Source organism: Paenibacillus sp. AGC31 (assembly GCF_057334655.1).
Genome location: NZ_JBHFJH010000045.1, coordinates 150750 through 177235, shown reverse-complemented (window position 1 = coordinate 177235; position 26486 = coordinate 150750). Strand labels below are relative to the sequence as shown.

The following is a 26486-nucleotide window of genomic DNA, read 5'->3' as shown; positions in this document are numbered from 1 at the left end:
GTGAAACTAGACTTTATTTCAAATTCATCAGTGTCATTACATCCGTCTCACTGGCTTGGTTGTACCATTCGTTAACTTCTTCGATCACGGTGTCTCCGCCTTTTTCATGCCACTGTTTCACAAAGGTATCAAATGCTTCAAGCGGCTCATTACCATATATGATTTTGGTAAACGTCTCTTGTTCCATGGTGGTCAACTGTTCCCACACATTTTGCATCGTTGGCGTTGGTGGGCCGTTAAACTCATTTGGCAGTAAAACATCTCTGTTTTCATACGAAATCCGGTATCCGTCCTGCGTTGTTTGATCCTTCGAGGCGCTCTGAATGAGGACACCCGTGTCGGCTTTAACTCCATTCGCCAGATCGTAGTAGGATTGGCCGGGACCATCAACACTCGGTGTATTTTTGGTAAATGCCATTTTTCCAACGCCTTGCACGGCTTCTAATGGCTTATTGAATTTCGTTGGATCAAAAGTGACTTCATCGTTAACGATATCGTAATCGTATCCTTGAGCGTAGCCGTATTTGAACTCTCCCGTGCTGAACGCTGCGTCGTACATTTTATCGTAGTACAGGAAGAAAGCTTCCATGTTCTGAAAGTCCTTGTTAAACATGAACACACCGTCGTTCAACTGGGCGGATTGGTAGGTCTTATCACCGTTCACGCCTTGAATGGTCGGATAAGCACTAATTTTTGCACCATCCACATTTTTCTCTACGTCCTTCACACTGTCGTACAGCCAAGGACGACCAATGATGATACCAGCTTTCCCCTCCGTAAAATCAGACAGTGCATCCCAGGCCCCTTGGGTGGCCAGTTCTTTGTTCAAGTACCCTTTTGCATACCAATCACGTAACTTGGCCAGTGCCTCTTTGTTGCCAGGAGCCACAGATCCATAGGTGAGTTTGCCGTTGTCGTTATGCCATTGTCTTGGAAGGTGCTTGCCCGTGTATGCGCTGAAAATCATGACCGGGTCGCTAACCCAGCCCGTATTGTAGGAATCTTTACCTGAAAAAGTAAAGCCGTATGTGTCTTTCTTCCCGTTCCCATCCGGGTCCTCATTGGTGAACGCCGCGATGACTTGCTCAAACTCTTCAATCGTTGTTGGCGCTTCCAAATCCAATCTGTCCAACCAATCCTGGCGGATCAACATGACTTCGCCTTCCGTCAGATTCGGTGCGATCGCCATCCCGTAGACCTTGCCCTCCCTAACCACTGGATTGAAGGTTGTTGGGTATTGTTTGTATATGTCTTTAATCCGGTCAGGCATGTAAGTTGAGATGTCTTCTGTAATCTCCTTGACCTGTCCCGAATCGATCAGATCATTGACCAGCATGGTGTCATAGACAGGCAGAACGTCTGGTAGTTTCTCTGAACCCGTCAGTGCCAGCCGCAGCTTGGTATTATATTGTGAAGCGTCACCTCCCAGCAGGGTGGTTTGTATTTTGATACCCAGATTTTGTTCGCCCCAGCGGGTCAATACATTGTCATTCAACGTCTCACCGTTGATGTACTTTCCAGCATTTTCATCCTGTTGTTTGGCGATGGTGATCGTAAACGGTGGATCATATTTTCCGTCCTTAAGCACCGATGCCGGTGCGGTCTCGGAAGCACTCTCCCCTTTGCTACAACCAGCCACAAGAATAGCCGACAGCATAACCATACTTACCATTTTCCATAAATTAGTTCTTTTCTTCATGGAAAGATGCCCCCTTCACTCATACTCAATTTGTTTTCTATATAAGTTCAACTAATTGCATATTACACTGGCACTCCGATGACAGAACAACCTTCCGATCGCTGTTATTCCCAGAATTTTTGATTCACTTTTACAAAGGTGAAATTCTGGTAATAGCGTATGCTTCCGATGCAGCTTTCTTTCAGAAAGCTTTTAGGCGAACGCTCCGCTTCTTCAGGTCTCTTCTGTCCTCTCCGTTATCGTGTAAATTTTAGTTGAACTTATATAGCGATCCAATTTTTCGTCATCCTAACTATTCTTTTACGGCTCCTAGTACAATACCCTTCACGAAATATCGTTGTAAAAAAGGATAGACCAAAATGATCGGCAGCGTACTGACAAAAATTTGCGCTGCCTTAATGCTCTGTTCAGACATGGCTGCCACTTCAGACTGGCTCATCGCCATATTCTGCATATTGCTCTGCACAACAACGGTCTGTAAGAACGAAGCCAGCGGATACTTACTTGCATCCGACATGTACAATATCCCGTCAAACCAGGAGTTCCAGTGCCCCACCATAATGAACAAGGATACGGTCGCTATGCCAGGCAGAGATAATGGTAAATATATTTTGCTGAGAATTACGAAAAAGGAAGCTCCGTCAATGAAAGCTGCTTCTTCCAAGGCTTTGGGAATCGTTTTGAAAAAATTGACGAGAAGAATCAGATTATAAGCACCAAAAGCGCCCGGTAACACAAGAGCCCAGATGGTATCCTTTAATCCAAGGGCTGTGATCAATATGTAAGAAGGTATCAATCCCCCCGAGAAGAGCATGGTAAAGATAAAAAACCACATGAGCACGTTGCGTCCCCGGAATTCCTTGGACAGGGCATATCCTGCACAGGTAAGAATAAACATGCTGATGGTTGTACCCAATACGGTTCGAGTGATGGATGTCAGCATGGCACCGTTGAAATTAGAATTGTTGAACGTTTTGATATAGGCATCCACATTGAACCCGACCGGCCAAAATGAAACCATATTACCGCTAATGGCCGCTTTGCTGCTGAGCGATTGTGCCAATAGATGAAGTAGTGGAAGAAAACACGCCAGACCCGCCAGTATCATGAACGCGTAATTAAAATATGAGAATACTCTATAACCTGTCGTCTTATGGTACATGATTCATCTCCCTCCTTGTTAGAATATTTTGTAATTGGCATACTTATAGGCCAGCCTGTAAGACATAACGATCAAGATCAAGCTAATCCCCGATTTGAACAGTCCTACAGCGGTTCCGAAGCCGTATTGCCCGTTTAACAAGGATGAACGGTAGACATAGGTGTCAATGATATCTCCCGTACTGTAGACTAGCGGATTGTACAGATTGAAAACCTGATCAAAGCCCGCGTCCAGAATATTGCCCAGACTCAGCGTAGAAATGACGATAATCATAGGCAACATGCTAGGCAAGGTGACGTATCGAATTTGCTGCCGGCGTGTGGCACCATCAATCTCGGCCGCTTCGTAATAAGAAGGATTAATTCCCGCAATGGTCGCCAGATAAACAATCATGCCAAAGCCAAAGCTCTTCCACACATCACTGACCACAACCGTGAACCGAAACAGATCAGGATCACCCAAGAAGTAAATGGGATCGTTGCCGAAAACCCTTGTTAAGATGTGGTTGATTCCCCCGTCTAATCCGAGAATGTCGATCATTAACCCCGCGACCGTGACCCAGGACAAGAAATGCGGCAGATACACCAGAGTCTGTACACTTTTCTTAATGCCCATATTTCGGATCTCACTCAGCAGGATAGCCATGACGATCGGAACGATGATACCAACGATAATTTTAGAAACAGCGATAATTAACGTATTAACAATCGCTTGTGTGGCTTCTTTGTACTGGAAAATTCGTTCGAAATTATCTAACCCGATCCACCGTGAACCTGTGATGCCCAGCCATGGTTTGTAGTCCTGGAATGCCATGAGCAAACCTACCATCGGGCCATAAGAAAAGATGCAGACAAACACAAATGCGGGAATACACAGTACGTACAAAGGCCAGCTTTTCTTGATTTCCTTTTTGAATGAAGTTCGGCGGGGAATCTTTGGTTGTGTTTTTTTTGCAGATCCGACGGGCACAGTCTCGTTAATGTTGCATACCTCCTCTATGTTGGCTCTTCGAAAGTAATCCTCGCAATTAAGCTTAACAAAAGCGCTCTCACTCCAAAATGCCAAAATTTCAAGATCATCACCTCATCCTGAATCAATTTTAAAACGCTTTCATTTATAGCAGATGCTGCCCTTCCGCTTTTCGAAGGTTTGGCTTATATTAAAGTTAATCCGATATGGATTTTTAAACTTCTGCGTTTGCGATATGAAAGGAAACACATATGATCAGAAAAATGTATATGAAGCGATTTATCTATTTCTTTGTTTTTTTTCTGCTGCTGACGTTAAGTTTGTTTTTCGTAATGAACCGATTGAGCTCCAAGACACTTGAAGAAAATCTAATAGGTGCTTCCAAAAACCAGCTTGATTATGTGAAAGGCATTCTGGACGGGATTATATACGAGGCTAATATGTACGGGGTTCAGTATGCGGCAGACAGTGATGTCCGGTTTTATCAGAGGCATGTTATCGAGCTGAGCAATTACGATTCCCAAATGAAGAAAAACGATATCGTTGATCGCTTGCGGCAAACGCTCCTATCCAGTCGATCGATTGAATCAATCGGCATTTATTGGAAGTCTGAAGAAACATTTCTGTCCACCAACAGTACGCCGGAGACGAGACTTCCGTTCAAGGATGTTAATCAACGGGGATGGCAAATCGTCGGCAATAGCTTGTATTACTTTGCCCTCTACCCTTACATCCAAAAATCCGGACAAAATGAACCGACTCAGTACGTGGTTGGTGTAAAGCTGAATACCGATTATTTGAAAAATCTGCTGAAAAAGGCTGTGAACAACGACAGCTCAAACGCTTTTTTTTGGTTTAATTCCCATCAGTTATGGAGTGAGAAAGAAGTCGATAACGATCTGTTGAAAGCGGTTACTGAAATACTTTATCCACAGCCGGAGATCACTTTGAAATATGATTATCACACCAATTCAGACGACTATTATGTTCTTTCCCGATATATTGAATCAATCGACGCCTACCTGATTACATATACACAGACGAATGATTTTCTACAACCGATTGACCGCAACCGTAAAGTTTTTTTTGCCAGCATTTTAGCCGTTTTCACGCTTGGTCTGGTTGTGATCTTTACGTTTTACCGGAACTATTACCGTAATATTCGTTTGTTGGAGCGGAAGTTTTCACAGGTCGAACAAGGCAATCATAATACTCGTATTACCGAAAATACGGATAGAGAGTTTTACAGCCTGTTCAGAAGTTTTAATCATATGGTTACCGAGATCCAGGATCTGTTCGTATCCTTGAAGACTGAAACGGAACTAAGACGAAGTGCGGAACTTCAACAACTCCAGGCTCAGATCAATCCTCATTTTTTGTACAACAGTTTGTTTTTCATTATGTCGGTGGCTCAATTTTCACCTGATTCTGTCATGCGCATGAGCAAACATCTAGCTGAATATTATCGTTATTTAACCAAGTTGGACCGGCATGAAGTCACGCTGGAAAGCGAGCTTCAGTTTGCGGAACATTTCCTGATTATTATGGCTCTTAGCAAAAAAATGGAGTACAGCATTGATCTGCCGCCAGAACTGTCCTCCCTTCCCCTCATGCCGCTGATCATCCAGCCAGTGGTTGAAAATGCGATTCAACATGGAATTGAAGGACAACAAGGTGCCCGTCGGGTGACGATTGATGTAAAACAGACAGAGACTGCGATAACGATCAAGGTCTCCGATGACGGCAAAGGTCTTTCACTGGATGATATCCGCAGCCTGGAGGCTCGGCTTGAGAGTGATACCCCGCCTGAAGGAATTAAAGGCGTAGGTCTCTGGAATGTAAATCAACGTCTGAAAAATACGTACGGCGAACGTAGCGGGTTACATTTTACTACTAATGATTGGGGCGGCTTGTCCGTCCTGTTGCTCATCAGCATTCCCGAGGTGAAAGGAGATAACTAATGCGATTATTAATTGTGGATGACGGACATTATGTCGTTGAATATATGAAGCATTTACTCGATTGGAACACCTTTGGCATTGATCAGATCGAGACGATGACCAATTCGATTGAAGCTCGAGACATGTTGACTCAAAATCATATCGATATTCTAATCACTGACATCCGAATGCCTGAGGTGTCGGGTATTGATCTGCTTCAACATATCCACCAACATAACTTGCCAACCAAAGTGATCATCCTTTCCGGCTACTCTGAGTTCGAATACGCGCAACAAGGAATCCGTTTAGGTGCGCTCGACTATTTACTCAAACCTGTAGACAAAGATGATGTGGAGAAAGCCATGTCCAAAGCCATCAACCATATTACAAAGACACGGCCCTCTCAATCTGTCGCATGGGAGAAATTCAATGGCTTGGGGTATCTACTTTCACTTCTTGGTCATAACGAGACATTAAGGAAGGATTATGATGCGTATACTGAATTTTTAGGGGAACGCCGTTTTTGCTGCTTCAAGCTGGAGGGTTTCACACAGGAACATGAGATTGCTATAAAACATGCTGTCAGAGACAAACTGGATCGTCTCGTTTGGAATGCGGGAACGGGACTGTTCGGTCTTGTTCCGGAAGAAGCTGCTGCAGAACTGACCATCAAACTGGAGCAATCGGTCGTGTCTCCTCCATTTCTGTTGACTGATCGAAATGCGATCCGACAGATGTTCTACAGATTCTTCCTTAATGAGGACGTACACTCAGAAGACTTCAGCGGGATATTCAACCATTCTCCGTCATGCGGTGATTGGGAGTCGGCCGGAAATATCATTAAAAAATATGATCAAATCCATCTCCATAAACAAAAAATAATCTTTCTCATGGAGACCATTCTATATGTATATCTGACGGACAAGGATCGCGATCCCTCTGAAACCGTGGAGTGGATATTCAACCAGTTACGACATCCTGATGAACTATCCTCAACTCTCATGGATCGGGTCAGTCAAATCAGAAACAACAAACAGATGTCCATTCAAACCATCGTTGACAAAGTACAAACGTATATCGAAGAGCATCTGTCACATGGCCTTAGCCTGGATGAACTGGGGAAAGTTGCACATCTCCATCCCGTCTACTTTTCCAAACTGTTTAAACAGGAGACAGGAGAAAATGTGTCAAACTACATTTCCAGGAAGAGGTTGGAGAAGGCTTCTCAATTGCTTCAAGATTCGGAACTCCGTGTAGCCGATATAGCCCAGATGGTTGGTTACCGAAAAAATCAATATTTTATCCAGTTGTTCAAAGTGGAATATGGAGTTACGCCCTACCAGTACCGGAGAAATATGATCCATCAATGAGAGCGAATAAATAACTTCATCAAATTGATATAAATCGGGTTGACCATGTAGCCATTTGGACTTACGGAATATCTCTTACCCGTATCCAATCGTCGTATTTGTTCCATTTCCTTCTCATTCAACTCAAAGTCGAATATTTCGTTATTCTCTTTTATCCTTTGAGGATTCGATGATTTGGGGATGACAATAATTCCGCGTTGCAGATGCCAGCGCAAAATGACTTGCGCAACCGACTTCTGATGGCAAAGGGCAATTGCCGCTAGCTCCGGATGCTCCAACAGCGCTTTGCTTCCCTGTCCCAACGGTCCCCAAGCCTCATGCAGAATCCGATGCCGAACCATATAATCATGCAATTCATGTTGCGGAAATTCCGGATGGGTCTCGATCTGATTTACCATCGGCGAAATCCGGGAATGCTTCTTCAGATACTCCAGATGCCGGATCTCGAAATTGGCTACACCTATAACTTTGATTTTACCTGCGTCGTATAACTCTTCCATCGCCTTCCAGGCATTCACGTATTGAGGACCGGCAAAATGAATCAAATACATATCGAGATATGTCACCTTCAGCTTCTGGCAAGTCTGCTCGAACGCCTTTTTCGTCGCGCTGTACCCCAGGTCTGTCGTCCATACCTTGGAGGTAATGAAGAACTCCTCCCTGGGAATGCCGCTGTTTTGGATGACTCGACCTAACACCGCTTCATTACCGTAAATTTTGGCCGTATCGAAATGGCGATAACCCATTCGAATAGCCTCCTCGACAGTCCTCTCGAAGGTCCCCCCGTCTTTGATCTTATATAGGCCGAACCCGAGTTGAGGAATGCCCACTCCGTTTGCCGCTGCGACTGTCTGATTCATTCGCAACTCCCCCTCCCCGTGTTTCCTATTTGTTGTTCCGATGCTTGTTCTTCGCATTGGGCTAGCAACTTTTCTATCTCGTTCACCAGGTTTTTCAACAATTTCAACTTGCTACCGGAGTCAAGGCTGTAATAGTTGAGAGTTCCTTCTTTACGAACACTTATTATCTGTGATTCTTTCAATATTTTCAGATGATGTGATACGGTCGGTCGGGAGAGGTGAGTCTTCATCCTGATCTCTCCTACGCGCATGCCGGGTTTTTGTGGCCCTTGAATTAAGGCTATGAGGATGGCTTGCCGGGTTTCGTCTCCGATCGCATTCAACACTTTCTGATTGTTCTTAAATTCGATAGCAATCGTGGTCGCAAGTTCCTGATCCAGGTGAATCATCCCCTTCCATTTAATCGTTTAATTCTTTTGTAGATACAGCCTATCACAATCTCGGATTCGGCTGTACATCGGGAAAGAAATTCAAGAACCTATTTTTCCCATGTCTTAAGAATACATTAGCAAAAGAAGAAGCCACCCCTGATGAATGGAGTGGCTTCTATTAATGGTTGTTATTTTTTAAAAAGGCGTTAAAATTCCAATCAGTTGTTGAAGTAATGAGACTGTTTAAGGTCGGGAATCAGTGCAGGTTGCACTGGCCGCCATCCCATAAGTTCCTGTGTTGCAACGCTTGATCTTGGGAGATCGAGCGCTGCGAGTGTGCTGAGAAAGCCAAAATGGGCATCTGCCTCTTCGCGTGAAATACTGACTACAGGTACGTTCAGCTGCTCACCAATAGCACTCGCGATGTCGCAAAATGGCACTCCTTCATCTGCGACCCCATCTAGTCGTGAACCAGCAGGTGCCTTTTCTAACGCTAGGCAATATAGATGCGCGGCGTCAAGGCGATGTACAGCCGGCCAACGGTTGTTCCCCTCTTCCACATAGGCTGAGAAGCCCTTAGTCTTGGCAATATTGATCAGACTCGGCACAAATCCTGTGTCACCCTCACCGTGTACCGATGGACAAAGCTCTACAATCGATGTACGCACTCCACGCCCTGCCAGCGCTAACACCATGTTCTCCGTTGCCACTCCATTCACATGCGTGGTGATTACGAACGGCTTGCCCGATCCTTCAAGTGCCGCCCCCATCGCTTCTACGGCATGCAGATCTGTTGTGAGTGCTCCAGCGAAGTTCGAGAAGTCGTGATGGAATGCCAGATGAATGACGCCATCCGCAGCAGCTGCACCACTACGGAGGCTGTCAAGATCGTTGATGTCACCGCGGTGTACTTCGGCCCCGGACTCTTCTAGTTTCGCAGCACTACTGTCTGAACGCACGAGACCGATGACCTGATGCCCCCTTTCAATAAGTTCACGGGTGACAGCGGAACCAATGTAGCCTGTTGCTCCTGTTACGAAAACGCGCATCATGAAATCCTCCTTAAGTTGCTCACCCTCATTGTATAACTATGATCACCAAGCAATGGGTCCATCCTCATCTGAGAATGTTCCTGTTGGACCACCAGCTCCAATCATCGCCAGCCGGACCGCTTCACGAGCCCCTTGTTTAACACTACGAGTACCAGCAAAATTATTAAGCGCAGTTGATGTGAAGCCTGGACATGCCGCATTGACCTTGATGTTTGTTGGTTCAAGCGCAAATGCAAAGGCAAGTGTCACCGCATGAACAGCCGATTTGGATGCCGAATAGGCACCAAACATCGCACGATGCGAGTTTTCCGGAATAGAGTTCCAGCTAAGGGAGCCGCCGGTACTGCCTATGTTGACGATACGTGCTGCCGGGGCCTCCCGCAAAAGTGGCAACATCGCCTGCGTGACAGCAATAACACCAAAAACATTAGTCTCATAAACTGTACGAATATCTTCAAGCGAAGCAACGGTCAAAAGACCACTCGCTGCTCCACCGTTCGGAAATGGTTCACCCGATCTGCCTGCGTGCGAGATCCCCGCATTGTTCACGAGTACATCGAGACGACCAAATTCGTTCCGAATACGTTCTGCAGCAGCAGCGATGGAGGTTTCATCTGTAACGTCGAGCTGGAGAGCGTGTGAATTCAAACCGATGCTTTTTGAGGCAGTTTCTCCATTCTCGAGGCTGCGAGATCCAACGAGCACGGTGAAGCCGTGTTCCGTAAGATCCTTCGCAATTTGAAGGCCGATACCTTTATTAGCCCCAGTGACCAGAGCAACGGGTTTATTTTGCATAGTTATAATCACCTTTTTTTGTGATTGGTGGGTTCATATGAATCAAGTTGACGCGTCAACCTTGGATCAAATTTAGCACATTGAAGTTGACACGTCAACCATGTTATTATGCTCCTATGGATAAAAATGAACTTAACGAAGAAGAAATGCGAATATGGCATATGTGGAAAGGTTCCTTTCAGACCATCTTCGGTCGCATCGTCAAAGATATGGCCGATCACTCAGGATTGTCAGAGGGTGATTTTGGAGTATTGGACCGATTAGTCCTTTTTGGGGACGGTAGCCTTCGCCAACAGGAATTAGCTGACTCTATGGACTGGGATAAAAGTCGGTTATCTCATCATCTGAAGCGTATGGAAAAACGTGGACTCGTGATGAAAAAACCATTAGACAACGATCGTGGAGTACAAGTCAGTATCACTTCTTCTGGAAAATCAATGTTAGATGATGCCCGTCCCTTCCTCTCCAAGGCAATACGCAAACATTTTTTTGAACAATTAACCGAACAAGATATCGAGTTGATTATTAAACTGGCGGAAAGGACAAACTCAAGCTCTTAGCGTCTTATCTAGCCGCCCTCTCGACCACGTTTGTTAAAGGGGAGATTCTAACAAACGTGGTTTCGGTTTACCGAAATGAAAAGTAACTTGCGTACAGTACGCGCTCTCCCCCACTCAAAACAAAAAAAGCCGCTACTATAGCGACTTTGAATGATGCTTTATCAACATCAAGAATTGTACGTTGTAATGGGGTCAGAAAATCTTCCCCCACTTGAATACTCTTACCCACATTGCAATTGAACGGGGCTCCTCTTAGTCTGCACGAAATTTTACTCCAATTCGTAACTACTGTCCTATTACTGTCCTTTTCCTTTTCGTTTAAAAAACATCTTGCCTACCATAAGTCCCATAGCCGATGAACAGATCAGATATCCAAAGAACAAGAATAGTAAATAAACACCATGAAGATCTGGAGGAATCTGTTTCAAACCTTCAAACCAAGCAAAACGAAAAGGATAAAAGATGACTACCCAAATGATCAGCAAGAAAAGAAGAAAATTAATTATTTTTAGCACAATAATGATCCTTTCAAGCCTGAGTGGAAACAGTTGAATGTATATGCTTTCATCTTTCATTTCGCATTACCTTCCACTGTCTGCACCATAATAGTTAGCTTATGTATTAGGGTTAATAGTTGAATCTATAAATAATTACTAATTATAACAGGAAACATTAGGAAGATGATCATTACGGCATAAAGAAGCCCTTTCTTTTGGTGGAACGAGCTTCTTTTTGCGTTTCACGATAACACTTTATGCTTACTGAACACCAGGAGCGTTTTCATTCGTAGTTAAGTTCGATCTTTTCTTCTTTCTTGGCTGCCCTTTCCAGGACAGATATGTCCAAATCCGTAGCAGGTACTCGACAGGCCCAGTGCTAAATTTCTTAAGATATAGCGGACTGAGCCACAATTGAATGCCGTAGACTGCAAATGCAATAATCGCTCCGATAAACACGCCAACACTTCCAAACAGTCCCAGGCCATATCCATAGAAAATTGTCGTACAGATTACGCTCTGCATCAGGTAATTCGTCAACGAGAGACGGCCGACCGCCTCGAACCTGTCCATCAGGCTGGAACGGCGGTATCCAGCATACAACAGCGCAAATGCGTATATGTATCCCAGCGCAAGCAACGATCCTCCAAGCGTTCCCCCGATACCGATACCGAGCCAACCTTCCGCACCCAATTGTGGCGCCAATACACCGTATGCTTTGAGTATCAAACCTACCGGAATCAATAATGATGCCCGGCGAAGATACATAGTCCGCATCGTTTGGGGATCGCTAAACGTGCCGATTCTGGCAGCGTGCATGCCGAGCAGGAACATTGGTACTGTCATGAGTGGGGCTAATAGCAGGATCAATAGGGCGAATGACACCTCCATCTCTCCGCCGAATGGATCGCCGTTATTACTGAAATTCCTTATCTCCGTGTAGCTGCCGCTACCGTATACATCCTGACTTTGAATGATGTAGTTCTCCATATGAATGGACTCAATCGCCAGCGGGTTCATCGGATTAGATGCCGGGAGACCAAGTATCCCCGCTCCCATGAGTAGCAGTACCGCCCAAATGAGCAGCGTTATAGGCTTCCGATTAAGGAACATGAGCAGGAAGAAACCGAGTACGCCATAAAAAGCCAGGATATCCCCTTCCCACAGATAGATGATGTGTAGTAATCCGATTCCAAACAGTAGTAGAAAACGGCGTGCCAGATGACACTTTGGTCGTAAATCTCGTGATTTTAGGCTTTCCGAGAGCTTAACCATTCCAAAGCCAAACATAAATGCAAAAATCGGCATAAAACTGCCCACCACAGTGATCAGCAGAAACGAGAGGAAAGCCTGATCTGCTCCACCGATCCCGAATAGTTGGGGTTTGCTCTGGCCATACATTCCATATTGGAAAGCCAGCATATTCGCCAGCACAATGCCTGCCAGACTGAATCCGCGCAGTCCATCAATGACTTGAACGCGCTTTTTTGATGTGCTCAATCAATCACCTCTGTCTATAACATAAAGATCAGATCTAAATATACGTTAAATCCTTCCATAATTTCAACATAAATTAATAAGTGAACGTTTATATTTTGATTAGCTTTGACGTACCAATAAAACAAAAACAAAAAAAGTCGCTAATTTAGCGACTTTCAGTTTGAACACCTTAAAGAGTGACAATAATCGGACCATTTTTAGTAAGTATAATGGTATGTTCTATTTGAGCTACATAGCTGTTTTTAGTAACAAAGGTCCAGCCATCTCCAGTTTGAACTACTTCTTCTTCTGAAGTTGAGATAAATGGCTCGAAAGCAATAACCATGCCTTCTTTTAACAATTCATCATCCGATGGATCATTATAATTATAGATGTGGTCAGGTGCTTCGTGTATTCCACGTCCAACACCATGTCCTGTAAGGTTTTTAATAACCGTTAATTCATGCTGTCTGGCAGTTTGGAATACGGCTTTCCCGATTCCGCTTTTTTTGGAGCCTGGTTTTGCCTTTTTAAGACCTGCTTCAAATGCCAGTTTAACAACGTCGCATATTTTCGTTAACACTTCTTCACCTTTGCCTACGACAAACGAGATTCCCGTATCTGCAAAATAACTGTTCTTGGAGCCAGACACATCAATATTGACGATGTCCCCTTCTTGAATAACCCGATCTCCCGGAATACCATGTGCCACTTCTTCATTAACACTAATACAAGTAAATCCCGGGAAATTATATTCACTTTTTGGAGCAGAAACTGCGCCAGCTTTCTCAAAAAGCTCTCCTGCCAAATCATCAAGTTCTTTAGTGGTTATCCCTGGGATGGTTCTTTGAACCAATTCATCTCTAATAGAAGCTACAATTTTGCCAATTTCCTTCAAGCCATTAAAATCTTCTTCTGTTTTTGCGATCATTTTTTCTTACCTCACTATCTTTTATCATTAATTGATTACATAAGTATTTTTTTAATCGAACATTAGATAATCATATCCAAAGCAGCAAAGCTTCGCAACTTTTTTATCAAGTTCACAGATCAAAATCCGATAAGTTCAAATACTGTCAGTGAAGTTGTTAAAGTTGATAGTATTCCATTAACTCGGATACAACAGCAACAAGTCTGTCCTTCACACGCTGTGGTTCGATGACTTGAATGGATTTCCCATAGGATAGGAGAAAATAGGGGACGTATGTATCAATTGATTTTTCATCAAATAAAAAGATGGCTTGATTAGAAGTCCGCTCTTTCAGATAATGTCCCATAAACCAATGCAGCCCCAAGTCATCCAATGCCTCTGATCGGCCTTCGATAACCAAGGAAATTACCCCCTCTTTGCCCACTACATCAGGTAATAAATTTTGCATAAATAATTCACGAGCAGAAAAAGATTCCGAACGCTTAAAGCGGAGCGGAGTAGGGTTGATTCGCAGAATCCGATCTGCCCGAAAGCTGCGGAACTCATTTCTCAAGTGGCAAAACGCAATGGTATACCATTTATTATTCCAGTAAACCATTCCATAAGGGTCTATTACTCTATTCTTGGGTTGTTCATCACGGCTTCTGCGATAATCAATTTCGACAGAGCAATCATTAGCCACGGCTTGCTCCAATTCCGCCAAGATCGGCTGAACGGATGGATCTCCCATGCGATTGATAACGTTAAACCCTGCTAAATGACGACGAAGTGTGTTTTCCTGATCCTGATTTGAATACATTCTCAATTTGGATGTTGCATTGTCCAATGCCTCACTCAAAGGGTATCCAGCTTCTTTTGCAAACACAGCAGCTTGGAGAAGTGCCTTTTTTTCTTCAATATCAAATAACAGAGGTGCTTTGATATGCTGATTCAGCAAGCTATACCCGCCGTTGTGACCTGTATCGGAAATAATCGGTACTCCACTGGTGCATAATGCATCAATATATCGATATACGGTTCTTATATTGATTTCTAACTTTTCGGACATCTGTTTTGCAGTTACCTTGCTGCCTGAATTCAGCATCCATAGAATGGCTAACATATTATCGTTCTTTGGCATAACCTACATCCTCATCTTCAATTCATTATTGGATATCACTACATTATATCAGTACAGCATTTTTACATAAAACAACTGCGTTGGGCGATACTACCTAGAAATATATTCTCCGGTTTGGAGCGAAGTCCAATGAAGCAATCCACAACTAATATTAATACCTCCGAGGTCATTATTGTAGTTATCAATTCAATACTCGGAGCTGGAATTCTAACACTCCCTCGCACAATTAGTAAAGCAGTAGGAACACCAGATGTATGGATTGCTGTTATTTTATCAGGATTAATTGTAACCACAATCAGCATTCTCCTTGTAACCTTGTGTCGTAGATTCCCCGGTAAAACGGTGTTCGAATTTATACCCGAAATCACAGGTCAATGGATTGCTTATCTATTGGGACTTTTAATTATCGTGTATTTTGTTGTTCTTTGTTCATTCGAAGTCAGAGTCATGGCCGAAATTACAAGTATGTACATCCTTGAGCGCACGCCTAGTTGGGTTACCATCATGGTTAGTTTATGGATTGGTATCTATATGTTAACAGGTGGTCTAAAAATCATCATCCGAGTTTTTTCCATTGTGTTGCCCGTTACGCTTGTGTTGCTAGCACTGGTTTTCCTTTTAAGCAGCAAGATGTTTGAACTTAATAACCTCAGACCACTTCTGGGCGATGGATTCATGCCTGTGTTGAAGGGTCTTAAACCTTCGTGTCTCTCCTATTCTGGATATGAAGTTTTACTCATCATCACAGCTTACATGGTGGACGTGAAAGCGAGCAATAAAGCTGCTATATACAGCATACTTATTTGCACGATTATCTATTTGATCACGATTGTCACCGTTGTAGGGAATTTATCTTTGCCAGGAATTCAAACACGGATGTGGCCAACGTTCGATATGGTTCGAAGTTTTGAAATTGAGGGGTTTCTTTTTGAGCGTTATGAATCACTGTTTATTGTATTTTGGCTGATGCAGATCTTTGCAACGTATGCTTTTAAACACTATTTTGCGGCAATCGGGATCCGAGATTTGTTTCGTCTCAAAAATATTACGAGCATACAATTCGCGATGTTGCCAGTCTTATATGTAATTGCTTACTTGCCAAAAAACCTGGAGGAAACATTAGCTTTAGGTGATTTTCTTGGCAATATCTCCATTTTTTTATTTGGCTTGTTACCACTGCTACTGCTGATCATTAGTTTTGTTCGTAAAAAAGGTGGGAAGCAGGCTTCTAGTGAAGCCATAAAGGTAGGCTAAATGGTTAGTCCTTCTTATAGGTGCACAGGAGAACCTTGTCGTTCTCCTGGCTTCATGAATATACATTTAGTCTCGGCTTCAACTTGTTTCATTAGCCAAACGAAAGGATGTTTCTCGAACATCAAATTTTCGTAATATGACTTGCTGTGGCTTCATCCGTAATGAGCATATTAATATATCCACCCCGCAAAGCAGCCAGTATGCAGTCTATTTTGTGCAAACCAAAGGCCATGCCTACCACCGTTTTAGTCTTCTTTAACTGCTCCAGTCCAAGGCCAATGACTCTATGATTAATGGGATGCTCGGTGATTGTACCTTCACGAGTAATAAACACAGAATTAATATCCGCTACCGTGTGAAGTGCCTTTAATTCAGTTAACACTTGCTCATTAAGATAACCCGATCGTTCCATCGTTGACATGGAATACGGATTTCCGATCCCCACCAGCGCTAGATTGATATTCTCCCCCTCTTTAAGAACGGCCGAAATATTAGGCATGCCAACAATCTGCTCCCTTAACTCTTCTGTTTCCACAACGGCCGGAGCATATAACGTATCACAGGTTACGCCCATTTTTTTGGATAACTCATAGGCGATCTGATTAGAGTGCATTTCATTGCGCGAATTCCCTGTTCCACCCACCAGTGGAATAATTTTGACATTCTCTTTTTTCTCCAAAGGGAACTCTCGCACCATATGATAGAGCGTATTGCCCCATGAGACACCTACACGGTCACCGTTTTTAATCAATTTTTGGACAAATTGAGCGGCAGCCTTGCCTACAGCACTCGACAACAACTCTTTATTCAGATCCTTGGTTGGGACGACCAACACCTGTTTGAGGTTAAATATGTCTTCCAGTTTTTTCTCCAATTTGGACGTTTCGTAATCATCATCATGAATGACAATCTCAATAATGCCCTCTTCCTTCGCACGTTGCAGCATCTTGGAGATGACTGGCCTGGATACACCTAACTTCTCCGCAATCTTCTCCTGTGTCCAGGATTCATAATAATACATCTTACAGACTCTTATCATATTTTTGCGTTCGTCTATATTCACATATAAGTCCGCCTTTGACGTTTAAATTTCCCTTCTAACACATTTCCCACTATAAAATGGGATTCGCGGCGGAGTCAAGCCAGGATAACTTTGCCAAAAGCAGTTTTACAAAAGATTGACTTTCGGTTGACACGAGAGAAACAAACCCTTTTTACAATTGTAACTGTACGGAACATTTGTAAAGAATGTAGATCAAGACAGACAGAGGTGCAAAGATGAATGTGAAGATATTAGGTTACTGGGGTGGTTATCCCGCCTCTGGCGGAGCAACCGCGGGATACCTTGTAACCACAGATGAAGGGCAGATTTTGTTGGACTGTGGCAGCGGCGTTATGAGTAAACTCCCCAGTGAGACATGCGTGGAAGATCTATCAGGTGTTATTTTGTCTCACTTGCACCATGATCATATCGCCGATCTGGGAGTCCTTCAATATGCTGCAGCGGGTGCGATCCGCAATGGTCGCATGTTGAATAAACTGAAGCTGTATGCACCGGATAATCCAGTGGATATTCTGAATGGTCTATATGGTGAACATACCGAGATCATCTCGATTGATCCTTCATCCAAAATTCAGCTTGCTGGCGCAGAAATCGAATTTGTACAGGTGCAGCATACCATTACATGTTATGCCGTTAAAATCACATATCAAGGCAAGGTGCTGGTGTATTCCGGTGATACCTCGTACTGTGATTCTCTTATCGAACTTGCTCGTGATGCAGACATCTTTCTATGTGAGGCTACCATCTGTGAAGGCAGTGTACATACAACTGGCCAAGGACATATGAATGCACTTCAGGCAGGCATGATTGCTGGTCAGGCTAACGTCAAGCAGCTCGTCCTTGTCCATCTTCCCGGAGATGGCGATCTGGAGTTCATGCGGGATGAAGCAAGTCGCTCTTTCCAAGGGCCTGTGGATATCCCCGAACCACTTCGTATGTATGTTGTGTAAGTTAATCGATCCGGGAGGAATATGTTCATGTACAGATTGTTAGCCCTTGATCTGGACGGTACGATGCTCAATCCAGATAAAATGATAACACCTATGACACGAAGTTCCATTCAACAATTAATCTCAGCGGAAGTGAATGTCACGATTGCATCTGGACGATTTCCCGCTTCCGTATGGTCACATGCTAAGGAAGTCTCCATGAATTTCCCACTGGTAGCACTAAACGGTGCCGTAACGGTAGATCCCTTGACAGGACAACTGCTTGATGGCGTTGCGCTGAAAATAGAAGATATGCTGTTCATGTTGGATATCATCCAGCAAGAAGAAGCCTACATCCATTTCTATGGATACAATGTCCTCTATGTTCAAGAGATTAATGATATCAATAGGAACTGGGCCATCAATAATAGGGTCAACAGACCGGAATTGGATTCTTTCGAAGAACGTGATGAACTTGATGCTATAGAGGCTGATCTTATTCGCTTCGTTGAAGTCGGAAAGGATTTCAGAACCTTTGTAAACCAGATGCCAGGCATGCTGTTCAAAGCAGCCGTGATCTGTACAGATCACGACTCACGCGAAAACCTATTTCGTACCCTTGAAGAATCAGGGTTATTCCAATGTACACGAACAGGAAGTTTGCGGTTTGATGTTAATTCAGCCGGAGTCAGTAAACGAGGCGCACTGGAACGTTTATGTCATGCACATCAGATCGAACGCGAGCAGGTAGCTGCAGCCGGAGACTATGATAATGATCTGGACATGCTGCAATGGGCAGGATTAGGAATCGCCATGGGAAATGCAGAGCTTCATGTGAAGGAAATCGCTAATGTTGTCACTGCCAGCAACGCTGAAGATGGCGTTGCACAGGCAATCCATACGTTCTTACTCTAATCTATCAGCTAGACACCAAAGGAGAGATTATCTGTGATTCCATTCAAAAAGTCGTTATTACTGCCCCTTTTGGCAGGCATGATTGTATTCAGCGGTTGTTCTGCACAGGGACAAGCCACGACAGATCAAGATAGTTCAGGCGCAGCTTCGAGCACAGTCTCAGGTAAGCTTTCATTCTATACATCCCAACCAGAAGAAGATGCAGGCAAACTGGTAAAGGCGTTTAACGATAAATATCCTGATGTTCAAGTCAGCATCTTCCGTTCCGGAACCGAAGAAGTCACTGCCAAGCTTCAGGCAGAGCGTCAAGCGGGTAAAACACAGGCGGATGTACTCCTGCTGGCCGATGCCGTTACCTTTGAAAATCTGAAAAAAGATGACCTTCTGCAATCGTACAAGTCCCCAGAGCTAAGTGAAATCCCGACAGATCTGGTTGATTCGGACGGTATGTACGCCGGTACGAAGGTTATGGCAACGGTACTCGCTACCAACACCCAAAAAGTCACTACTCAACCGACATCTTGGCAAGTGCTGACCCTGCCGGACAGTAAGGACGCAAGTATTATGCCGAGTCCCTTATACTCTGGTGCAGCAGCATACAACATCGGTGTGTTTAGTCGAACAGATGGGTTTGGATGGGATTTTCTACAGGAAACCAAGATGAATGGCATGGCCGTAATTAAAGGAAATGGTGCTGTTATGAAAGCTGTAGCCAGCGGTGAAAAATCATATGGCGTCGTTGTTGATTACCTCGTCGCACGTGAAAAAGCGAAAGGTTCTCCAGTTGAACTGATCTATCCAGAAGAAGGTGTTCCCATCATTACAGAACCGATCGGGATTATGAAAGAAGCTGCCAACGTACCGGCTTCTCAAGCCTTTGTAGATTTCATTCTCTCTGAAGAGGGCCAGAAGTTGTCTGCCGAGATCGGTTACTCCCCTATTCGTGAAGGTATTGCCCCACCTGAAGGATTGAAAGGTGTAACAGAAATGAAGATTTTGCCTGGCGATGCGGCCAAACTTGCAGCGGATCGTGAAACAGATAAACAGCAATTCATTAATGTGTTTGGCGAGTAAGGATTGGAGCTGTCTGAATGGAGAAATTGAAGAGAAACATGATCATTCTTAGGGGGCAAGATAACGGGCGCAAGTCCGTTTTCTCCCTCCCCAGCCTGTTTCGTTGGAATCGATTGATCGCCCTGTTGGGTGCTATAGCTGTTCTATTATTCTTTGTATACCCCATCCTGAAGCTGGTTCTTCTCAGCTTTCAGGGTGAGCAAGGGTTAACGTTATCACATTATAACGAATTGCTTCAGCAGGAGCGCTTCTGGTCCACATTACGCAATACTGTATATATCGTCATCGGTTCAACTGTGTTCTCACTCGTGATTGGAACTGCACTGGCCTGGGTCGTCGCCTATACGGATATACGACACAAATCGGCCCTTCATATGGGAATCATGCTTTGTTTTATTCTTCCCTCTTATGTTCTCACGTTGTCCTGGTCTTCATTTACCGGGTCACAGAGCTGGCTCGCACATCTTCTGCAATGGATTCATCCCGATCTGGCTCCTTGGAGTATGTACAGTATGGGCGGCATCGTGTTTGTGATGGGTATTCATCATTTTCCGTTGGTGTATATGTTCACTTTGGATGTACTCCGCAAAATCCCGCGTGATCTGGAGTGGGCAGCCAGAGCCGGTGGTGCCAGCAGGATCGAGGTCTTCCGTCGTATTACACTGCCGCTTGTTCTTCCGGGTCTTACGGCGGGCGGATTGCTGGTTTTCCTGGCTTCGCTGGACAATTTCGGAATACCTGCTTTCCTTGGCACACCTGTGAATATTTCCGTTCTCAGTACACTTATATATGAAGAGATTATTGGATTCGGCCCTTCGGCATTTGCCCGTGGTGCATCGTTATCTGTACTACTCGGTGCTGCTGCGGTAGTCGGCAGTCTGTTGCAATGGATTCTTTTACGTAAAAGTCATGCTTCGGATACGATGCAACCTGATCTTACCCCAAGGTATAATTTGGGTCGCATGCGCAAGCCACTGACCTTCGCTATATGGGCAGGTCTCGCACTGATTACAATTATTCCGTTGTCTTCGATGATCTCGATGTCTTTAAAAAGAGCGTATGGTCTCGGTCTGACTCGTGCCAATATGACCCTGGACAATTATAGATATATTCTCTTCGAGAATGAGCGTGTATGGCAGGCGATCCAAAACAGCTTGGTCCTTTCTCTTGTCACGATGCTGGCTTGTCTGATTATTGGTTCAGGATTTGCTTATATACGAGTTCTCAAACCTAATCAATTCAATAAAATAGCCGAACTGGCCACTGCTGTTCCCTATACATTACCCGGCATTGTGTTCGCACTGTCCATGATTCTGGTATGGATGGAGCCGGTTCCCGGTTGGAACCCTGGCATCTATGGCACCATGACCATTTTGTTTATTGCCTACATCTGCCGATTCCTCATTCTTCAGATCCGTTCAAGTGTCACTTCATTCATGCAGTTGGATGCATCCATGGAAGAAGCCGCGCGGATATCCGGAGCCGGTTTCTGGCGTAAGTGGACTGCTGTTCTGCTGCCTTTATTGCTGCCGGGTATTCTGACCGGAGGCATGTTGGTCTTCCTGACTGCCTTGACCGAGCTTACTGTATCAGCATTGTTATATTCATCAGGTTCACAGACTATTGGTGTTACCATATTTAGTTTTGAACAGGCAGGAGATACCCTCTATTCAACTGCATTGTCCAGTCTGATTGTCGCACTTATTGCGACAGGCGGCGTAATTTTGCTCATCGCTCAACGTTGGGCAACTCGTAAGGGAGTGAAGTCATGAGTATCCAGATTCAACAGGTTAGCAAATCTTTCGGAAGTTACCAGGCTCTTCATTCCATTGATTTAACGATTAAGGATGGCGAATTCGTGGCGATTCTTGGACCGTCAGGCTGTGGAAAAACCACATTGCTGCGCATCCTTGCCGGATTTGAGCAGCCAAGCAGCGGTAATGTTCTGATGGATGGCAAGGTAGTTGCAGGTTCAGGGACATTGCTACCTCCGGAGAAACGGAGAATTGGCATGGTGTTCCAGTCCTTCGCACTTTGGCCGCATATGAATGTATCCGAACATGTCCGTTTTCCCATTAGAACACATAAATCAACACCTCCTCATATTAAAAATAACGAGCAGAACCGCATTCAGGAAGTCCTGAATATGTCTGGACTGTCCCATCTGGCCGAACGTATGCCGCATGAGCTATCCGGAGGGCAAAAACAACGCGTCGCTATTGCACGCGCCATCGCTCCCCAGCCCTCATTGCTGCTGATGGATGAACCACTCAGCAGTCTGGATGCCATGCTTCGCATGGATATGCGGCGTGAGATTCAACAAGTACATCGGAATACGAAATCAGACGTAGTTTATGTTACGCATGATCAGGGAGAAGCCCTTGCCATGGCTGACCGAATTATCGTGATGAAGGATGGTCGTATTGAACAGGCTGGCACGCCGCAGGAGATTTATTTGCGGCCAGAGACCGAATTCGTGGCGAGGTTTGTATCGAAGTCGAATTTGGTCAAAGGTCACTGGGATGCAGATATGTTCGTCCCTGAAGGCGGTACGAATATTGCTTGGCCTGGCAAGCATGTTGCACACTATTTTAAATCCAACGGTTTGTATCCCGTTAGACCCGATGAGTTCCATTTACAACCTTCCAGTGAAGCTGGAATAATGGGCGAGATCGCCAATGTTCAGTTTCAAGGGAAAGAATTTCACTATGATATTCGTAGTGATACGAAACGTTGGGAAGTCATCTCCCCTCTTCCTTTCGCCCTGAATGAACAAGTAAGTTTGAGTCTTTCTTCCGTCGGCGGTGAAGGAGTGTGACGTTATGACTCAAAGCCCAAAACTGATTTTTTTTGACATTGATGGTACGCTGCTCGACCGCCATAATCGAATTCCCGCTTCCGCGAAACAAGCCGTTCTTGCATTAAAGAAAGACGGACATGTGGTCGCTTTAGCTTCAGGTCGATCTCCGTTTATGTTGGAACAGGTTCGGCTTGAACTGGAGCTGGAGTCTTATGTTAGTTTCAATGGACAATATGTGATGCATCAAGGAGAACTCATTCACAGTAATCCCATCTGTTCGGAAGCTTTGGAGCAATTGTCTGCATTTGCTGAGTTGTCGGGACATCCTCTCGTTTATCTGGATCATTCACAGATGAGCTGCAGTCAGGAATATCATCCGCATGTAGACCTTTGTCTAACTTCGCTTGGTGTCACGTATCCTGGGTTTAGCAAAAGCTTTTGTACAAATAGACTCATCTATCAGACGATGTTATTCTGCTCACCAGAAGAGGAAACGGTATACCGTGAAAGGTTTCGTGATCTCCACTTTGTACGCTGGCATCCGTTGTCCATGGACGTTCTACCCGCGGGAGGCTCCAAAGCCGAAGGGGTTTCCCGACTCGCAGACCGCTTGGGATTCTCCCCTGAACAGGTGTATGCTTTTGGCGATAACTTCAATGATCTGGAGATGTTCCGTTATGCAGGCTGTAGCATTGCCATGGGCAACTCCCCGCATTCTCTACAACAACTGGCGTCTCATGTTACAGCAAGTGCGGAGCAGGACGGGATCTGGCATGGTCTGAAATGGGCAGGATTGTTGTAAAAAAAAACAAGCAGTACTCTACTCAACTGTGGCAAAAATATGAGTACACAAAGACCTCCTCTATAAACATAGGGAGGTTTTTCAATTTGTCTGTTGATACCTTTCATGTTCCTTATAAAATACATCGTATAGGTCAGGCAGTATAACAGGTGAAAAAGAAAAAAAGCCGCTTAAATAGCGACTTTTAATGGGATTCGTTCTTCTTCATTATTTATTGAAATTAACCTTCTCTGTACCGCCCTCAAAAATGATGGATGTGTCTCGCGGCTTCGATTCCGCAATTTTACGACCGCCTCTGTAGGAATAAAGTACGCCGGCTTGTTTGCGAACAGCCTCATATTCATTCTCTGCTTCAAGTACGATGAAGTTAGCAGGTTTACCCTCTTCAATACCGTATACATCCTCAATGTGTAACGTTCTAGCGCTGTTTTTCGTAATGAGGTCAATTGAATTCACGATCTGGTCGTAACCAAGCAACTGCGAAGCATGAATCCCCATGTGCAGTACTTGCAGCATGTTGCCTGTACCGAGCGGATACCAAGGATCGAAGATGTCATCGTGACCAAAGCACACATTCAGACCTGCTTCCTGCAGCTCTTTAACCCGCGTCAACCCTCTTCTTTTCGGATACGTATCGAAGCGTCCTTGCAGATGAATGTTAACCAGTGGATTGGAGACAAAGTTCAAATCAGCCATCTTCAGCAAACGGAACAACTTGTACGTATAAGCGTCATTATATGACCCCATCGCGGTTGTATGACTTGCCGTTGTGCGTGAACCCAGTCCACGTTCGAAGGCTTCCTTGGCAACAACTTCAACAAAACGGGATTGCTCGTCATCGATTTCATCACAATGGATATCAATCAGACGGTCGTATTTTTCAGCCAGATCAAAGGCAACTTTCATCGAATCAACGCCGTATTCCCGTGTGAATTCGAAATGTGGAATGCCGCCGACCACGTCAACGCCCATTTTCAGTGACTCTTCCAGTAATTCTGCCCCGTTTGGATAAGAGTGAATGCCTTCCTGTGGAAAAGCAACAAGCTGGATGTCCATATATGGAGCCATCTCTTCTTTTACTTCAAGCATTGCTTTAACAGCAATCAAGCTTGGATCGGTAACGTCGACATGTGTTCGTACATGCTGGATGCCCTGTGCCAATTGCCACTTGAGTGCCGTTTTGGAACGTGTTTTCACATCCTCATGTGTTAAGAAAGCCTTGCGCTCTGACCAGCGCTGGATGCCTTCGAACAGCGTTCCGCTTAGATTCCACTCTGGCTCGCCTGCGGTGAGCGTTGTATCGAGATGAATATGTGGCTCAATGAAAGGTGGCAGGACAAGCGATCCGTTGACATCCAGGATTTCCTCATTTTCAGTCACTTCCAACGATTGTGTGATTCGTTCAAACTTTCCGTCTTTCACAACGATATTCCATAGTCCTTCTTTACCCCGCAATTTTGCGTTCTGTATAATCATTTATTTTCCCCATTTCTTTAGATTCTTTCGCAGGAACAATCAGCATCAAGACGATATAGGCCACTGCTGTACCAAGCAGTGCGTTCAATGGTGTTACGCCAGGAGCCAGTTGGGCGAATGCCACGCCGATGGCCCAAGCCACCATCGCTACCCAGTTTACATTTTTGAATGACATGTCGGCAAATGGCTTATAGTTTCTACGTTTCACAATGAAGTAATCTGCGATAATAATAGCCCCGATGGACGGTACCGCCGCGCCCAGTACGTTCAGGAAACTGACGAAGTTGTTGTACATCCACATGGCGAATACGGTACCCACGATGCCGTTAACGATGACGAAGAATTTCTTTGAGATTTTGGTGATGTTGGCAAAACCAAGACCCGAAGCGTACAGTGCATTATCATTCGTTGTCCAGATATTCAGGCCCAGAACAATAATTGCCGGGATCATTAACCCTTGCAGGAACATCACCTCTGAGATATCGGCCAGGTTATAGGCCATCGCACCAACTGCACCGAACAGAAACATGAGTGAGTTACCCAGGAAGAATGCAATCACTGTTGCGGTAACTGCCTGTTTCGATGTCCGGGAAAACCGCGCAAAATCGGGTGTCAGTGTTCCGCCGCTTATAAATGATCCGATACAGATCGTTAATGCTGCCGCCGTGGTAAGCGACTGAGTCGGCGTGTATTCAAGCAACCCTTGCAGACCACCCAGCGAACCTGCCCCTTCGAACATGGAGTAACCACCGAGAATGGCAATCGCAGGAACCGCGATATATCCGAGAATGACAAGTGACTTCATACCGAAGATGGCTGATGCTGTCATGGCAAGTCCGAACACGATGATGAGCAGGTACACGTTCCAGTCCATGGCTTTGGCAACCGGGATTGCGAACATGGCTACACCTACTCCGAACCATCCAACCTGAGTGAAGCCTAACAGGAACGAGGGCAGATACGACCCTTTTGCACCGAACGCATATTTAGCGAGCAAATGTGTGGACAGGCCCGTTTTGGCAGCGATATGTGCCAGTGCCCCTGTATAAATACCGAGCACAAGATTGCCTGCGAGCACGATACCCATAAACTCCATGAACGTCAAGCTGACGCCCAATGTCCCTCCTGCCAGCATGCTTGCTGAGAAAAATGTGAAACCGAGCATGACGGATAACATCTTCCAAAATTGGTTTCTTTGTGCTTTCGGCACCGCTTGCCATGAAAATTCTTGATCTTGTTTGCTCATCAGAATACCCCCAACATAAAGTGTATCTGATACCAAAAAAAGCAGAAAAAAGAGGCTACTCGTCAAGTTATACACTGACAAGTAGCCCTTTTTGCATCATAACCCGCGCGAAGACACAGAGC

24 protein-coding genes are annotated in these 26486 nt (G+C 44.8%); 10 read left to right on the top strand and 14 right to left on the bottom strand.

Annotation, left to right across the window (positions count from 1 at the left end; translation table 11 throughout):
- Window positions 1-13: 13 nt before the first annotated feature.
- From ACE04G_RS26855 to ACE04G_RS26845, 3 genes are all read right to left on the bottom strand, one after another.
- On the bottom strand, window positions 14-1699 hold the full coding sequence (locus ACE04G_RS26855) for a type 2 periplasmic-binding domain-containing protein (RefSeq protein WP_221821185.1): 1686 nt from the start codon (window positions 1697-1699) through the stop codon (window positions 14-16).
- Window positions 1700-1991: 292 nt separating this feature from the next.
- Window positions 1992-2861, bottom strand: a complete 870-nt coding sequence (locus ACE04G_RS26850) for a carbohydrate ABC transporter permease (protein ID WP_047843039.1) — start codon at window positions 2859-2861, stop codon at window positions 1992-1994.
- 18 nt (window positions 2862-2879) lie between these two features.
- Window positions 2880-3764, bottom strand: coding sequence for an ABC transporter permease (locus ACE04G_RS26845; RefSeq protein WP_449004815.1), 885 nt, complete (start codon window positions 3762-3764; stop codon window positions 2880-2882).
- Window positions 3765-4081: 317 nt separating this feature from the next.
- Here ACE04G_RS26845 and ACE04G_RS26840 point away from each other — a divergent pair, with 317 nt between their 5' ends.
- The gene (locus tag ACE04G_RS26840; RefSeq protein WP_486095170.1) at window positions 4082-5791 is read left to right on the top strand and encodes a sensor histidine kinase; all 1710 of its coding nucleotides are present in this window, start codon (window positions 4082-4084) and stop codon (window positions 5789-5791) included.
- Window positions 5791-7140: a response regulator transcription factor gene (locus ACE04G_RS26835; protein ID WP_449004780.1), complete on the top strand. Its 1350-nt coding sequence runs from the start codon at window positions 5791-5793 to the stop codon at window positions 7138-7140. The genes ACE04G_RS26840 and ACE04G_RS26835 overlap by 1 nt, the downstream gene beginning before the upstream one ends.
- Here ACE04G_RS26835 and ACE04G_RS26830 read toward each other — a convergent pair.
- The 4 genes from ACE04G_RS26830 to ACE04G_RS26815 form a co-directional block, all read right to left on the bottom strand.
- Complete coding sequence (locus ACE04G_RS26830; RefSeq protein ID WP_449004779.1) at window positions 7134-8000, bottom strand: aldo/keto reductase; 867 nt, start codon at window positions 7998-8000, stop codon at window positions 7134-7136. The two genes, ACE04G_RS26835 and ACE04G_RS26830, sit on opposite strands and share 7 nt — an antisense overlap.
- A complete protein-coding gene (locus tag ACE04G_RS26825; RefSeq protein WP_449004778.1) occupies window positions 7997-8389 on the bottom strand; it encodes an ArsR/SmtB family transcription factor in 393 nt (130 codons plus the stop codon). Before ACE04G_RS26825 ends, ACE04G_RS26830 begins: the two co-directional genes overlap by 4 nt.
- 200 nt (window positions 8390-8589) lie before the next feature.
- Window positions 8590-9420, bottom strand: coding sequence for an SDR family oxidoreductase (locus ACE04G_RS26820; protein WP_221821742.1), 831 nt, complete (start codon window positions 9418-9420; stop codon window positions 8590-8592).
- Window positions 9421-9465: 45 nt separating this feature from the next.
- Entirely contained in the window at window positions 9466-10218 is a 753-nt protein-coding gene (locus ACE04G_RS26815) for an SDR family NAD(P)-dependent oxidoreductase (protein ID WP_221821177.1), read from the bottom strand.
- 116 nt (window positions 10219-10334) lie between these two features.
- Between ACE04G_RS26815 and ACE04G_RS26810 the strand changes: the two genes are divergently transcribed.
- Window positions 10335-10778, top strand: coding sequence for a MarR family winged helix-turn-helix transcriptional regulator (locus ACE04G_RS26810; RefSeq protein WP_221821176.1), 444 nt, complete (start codon window positions 10335-10337; stop codon window positions 10776-10778).
- A gap of 296 nt (window positions 10779-11074) precedes the next feature.
- Here ACE04G_RS26810 and ACE04G_RS26805 read toward each other — a convergent pair whose 3' ends face one another.
- From ACE04G_RS26805 to ACE04G_RS26790, 4 genes are all read right to left on the bottom strand, one after another.
- A complete protein-coding gene (locus tag ACE04G_RS26805) occupies window positions 11075-11353 on the bottom strand; it encodes a hypothetical protein (RefSeq protein ID WP_221821175.1) in 279 nt (92 codons plus the stop codon).
- 183 nt (window positions 11354-11536) lie between these two features.
- Entirely contained in the window at window positions 11537-12775 is a 1239-nt protein-coding gene (locus ACE04G_RS26800) for a DUF418 domain-containing protein (protein WP_221821174.1), read from the bottom strand.
- Window positions 12776-12944: 169 nt separating this feature from the next.
- Entirely contained in the window at window positions 12945-13685 is a 741-nt protein-coding gene (gene map, locus ACE04G_RS26795; protein ID WP_221821173.1) for a type I methionyl aminopeptidase, read from the bottom strand.
- Window positions 13686-13842: 157 nt separating this feature from the next.
- Window positions 13843-14805, bottom strand: coding sequence for a helix-turn-helix transcriptional regulator (locus tag ACE04G_RS26790; protein WP_221821172.1), 963 nt, complete (start codon window positions 14803-14805; stop codon window positions 13843-13845).
- A 129-nt stretch (window positions 14806-14934) separates the two neighbouring features.
- Here ACE04G_RS26790 and ACE04G_RS26785 point away from each other — a divergent pair, with 129 nt between their 5' ends.
- A complete protein-coding gene (locus tag ACE04G_RS26785) occupies window positions 14935-16059 on the top strand; it encodes a GerAB/ArcD/ProY family transporter (RefSeq protein WP_221821171.1) in 1125 nt (374 codons plus the stop codon).
- Window positions 16060-16180: 121 nt separating this feature from the next.
- Here the strand turns inward: ACE04G_RS26785 and ACE04G_RS26780 are convergent, their stop codons facing one another.
- Window positions 16181-17080 carry a sugar-binding transcriptional regulator gene (locus tag ACE04G_RS26780; protein ID WP_339185220.1) on the bottom strand — a complete coding sequence of 300 codons (900 nt, stop codon included), beginning with the start codon at window positions 17078-17080 and terminating at the stop codon, window positions 16181-16183.
- A gap of 257 nt (window positions 17081-17337) precedes the next feature.
- On the opposite strand from ACE04G_RS26780, the gene ACE04G_RS26775 reads away from it, so the two are divergent.
- The 6 genes from ACE04G_RS26775 to ACE04G_RS26750 all read left to right on the top strand — a co-directional run bounded on the left by ACE04G_RS26775 (window position 17338) and on the right by ACE04G_RS26750 (window position 23642).
- Window positions 17338-18072, top strand: coding sequence for an MBL fold metallo-hydrolase (locus ACE04G_RS26775; RefSeq protein ID WP_221821170.1), 735 nt, complete (start codon window positions 17338-17340; stop codon window positions 18070-18072).
- Between the two features lie 27 nt (window positions 18073-18099).
- Window positions 18100-18966, top strand: coding sequence for a Cof-type HAD-IIB family hydrolase (locus ACE04G_RS26770; protein ID WP_405132368.1), 867 nt, complete (start codon window positions 18100-18102; stop codon window positions 18964-18966).
- Between the two features lie 78 nt (window positions 18967-19044).
- Window positions 19045-20040, top strand: coding sequence for an ABC transporter substrate-binding protein (locus tag ACE04G_RS26765; RefSeq protein ID WP_221821740.1), 996 nt, complete (start codon window positions 19045-19047; stop codon window positions 20038-20040).
- Between the two features lie 17 nt (window positions 20041-20057).
- Window positions 20058-21812, top strand: a complete 1755-nt coding sequence (locus tag ACE04G_RS26760; protein ID WP_405132367.1) for an ABC transporter permease — start codon at window positions 20058-20060, stop codon at window positions 21810-21812.
- The gene (locus tag ACE04G_RS26755; RefSeq protein ID WP_405132366.1) at window positions 21809-22858 is read left to right on the top strand and encodes an ABC transporter ATP-binding protein; all 1050 of its coding nucleotides are present in this window, start codon (window positions 21809-21811) and stop codon (window positions 22856-22858) included. Before ACE04G_RS26760 ends, ACE04G_RS26755 begins: the two co-directional genes overlap by 4 nt.
- Before the next feature lie 4 nt (window positions 22859-22862).
- Window positions 22863-23642, top strand: coding sequence for a Cof-type HAD-IIB family hydrolase (locus ACE04G_RS26750; RefSeq protein WP_221821166.1), 780 nt, complete (start codon window positions 22863-22865; stop codon window positions 23640-23642).
- 207 nt (window positions 23643-23849) lie between these two features.
- Here the strand turns inward: ACE04G_RS26750 and ACE04G_RS26745 are convergent, their stop codons facing one another.
- Together ACE04G_RS26745 and codB are read right to left on the bottom strand one after the other, a co-directional pair.
- Window positions 23850-25118, bottom strand: coding sequence for a cytosine deaminase (locus ACE04G_RS26745; protein ID WP_221821165.1), 1269 nt, complete (start codon window positions 25116-25118; stop codon window positions 23850-23852).
- Window positions 25087-26364: a cytosine permease gene (gene codB, locus ACE04G_RS26740; RefSeq protein ID WP_449004777.1), complete on the bottom strand. Its 1278-nt coding sequence runs from the start codon at window positions 26362-26364 to the stop codon at window positions 25087-25089. Before codB ends, ACE04G_RS26745 begins: the two co-directional genes overlap by 32 nt.
- Window positions 26365-26486: the final 122 nt, after the last annotated feature.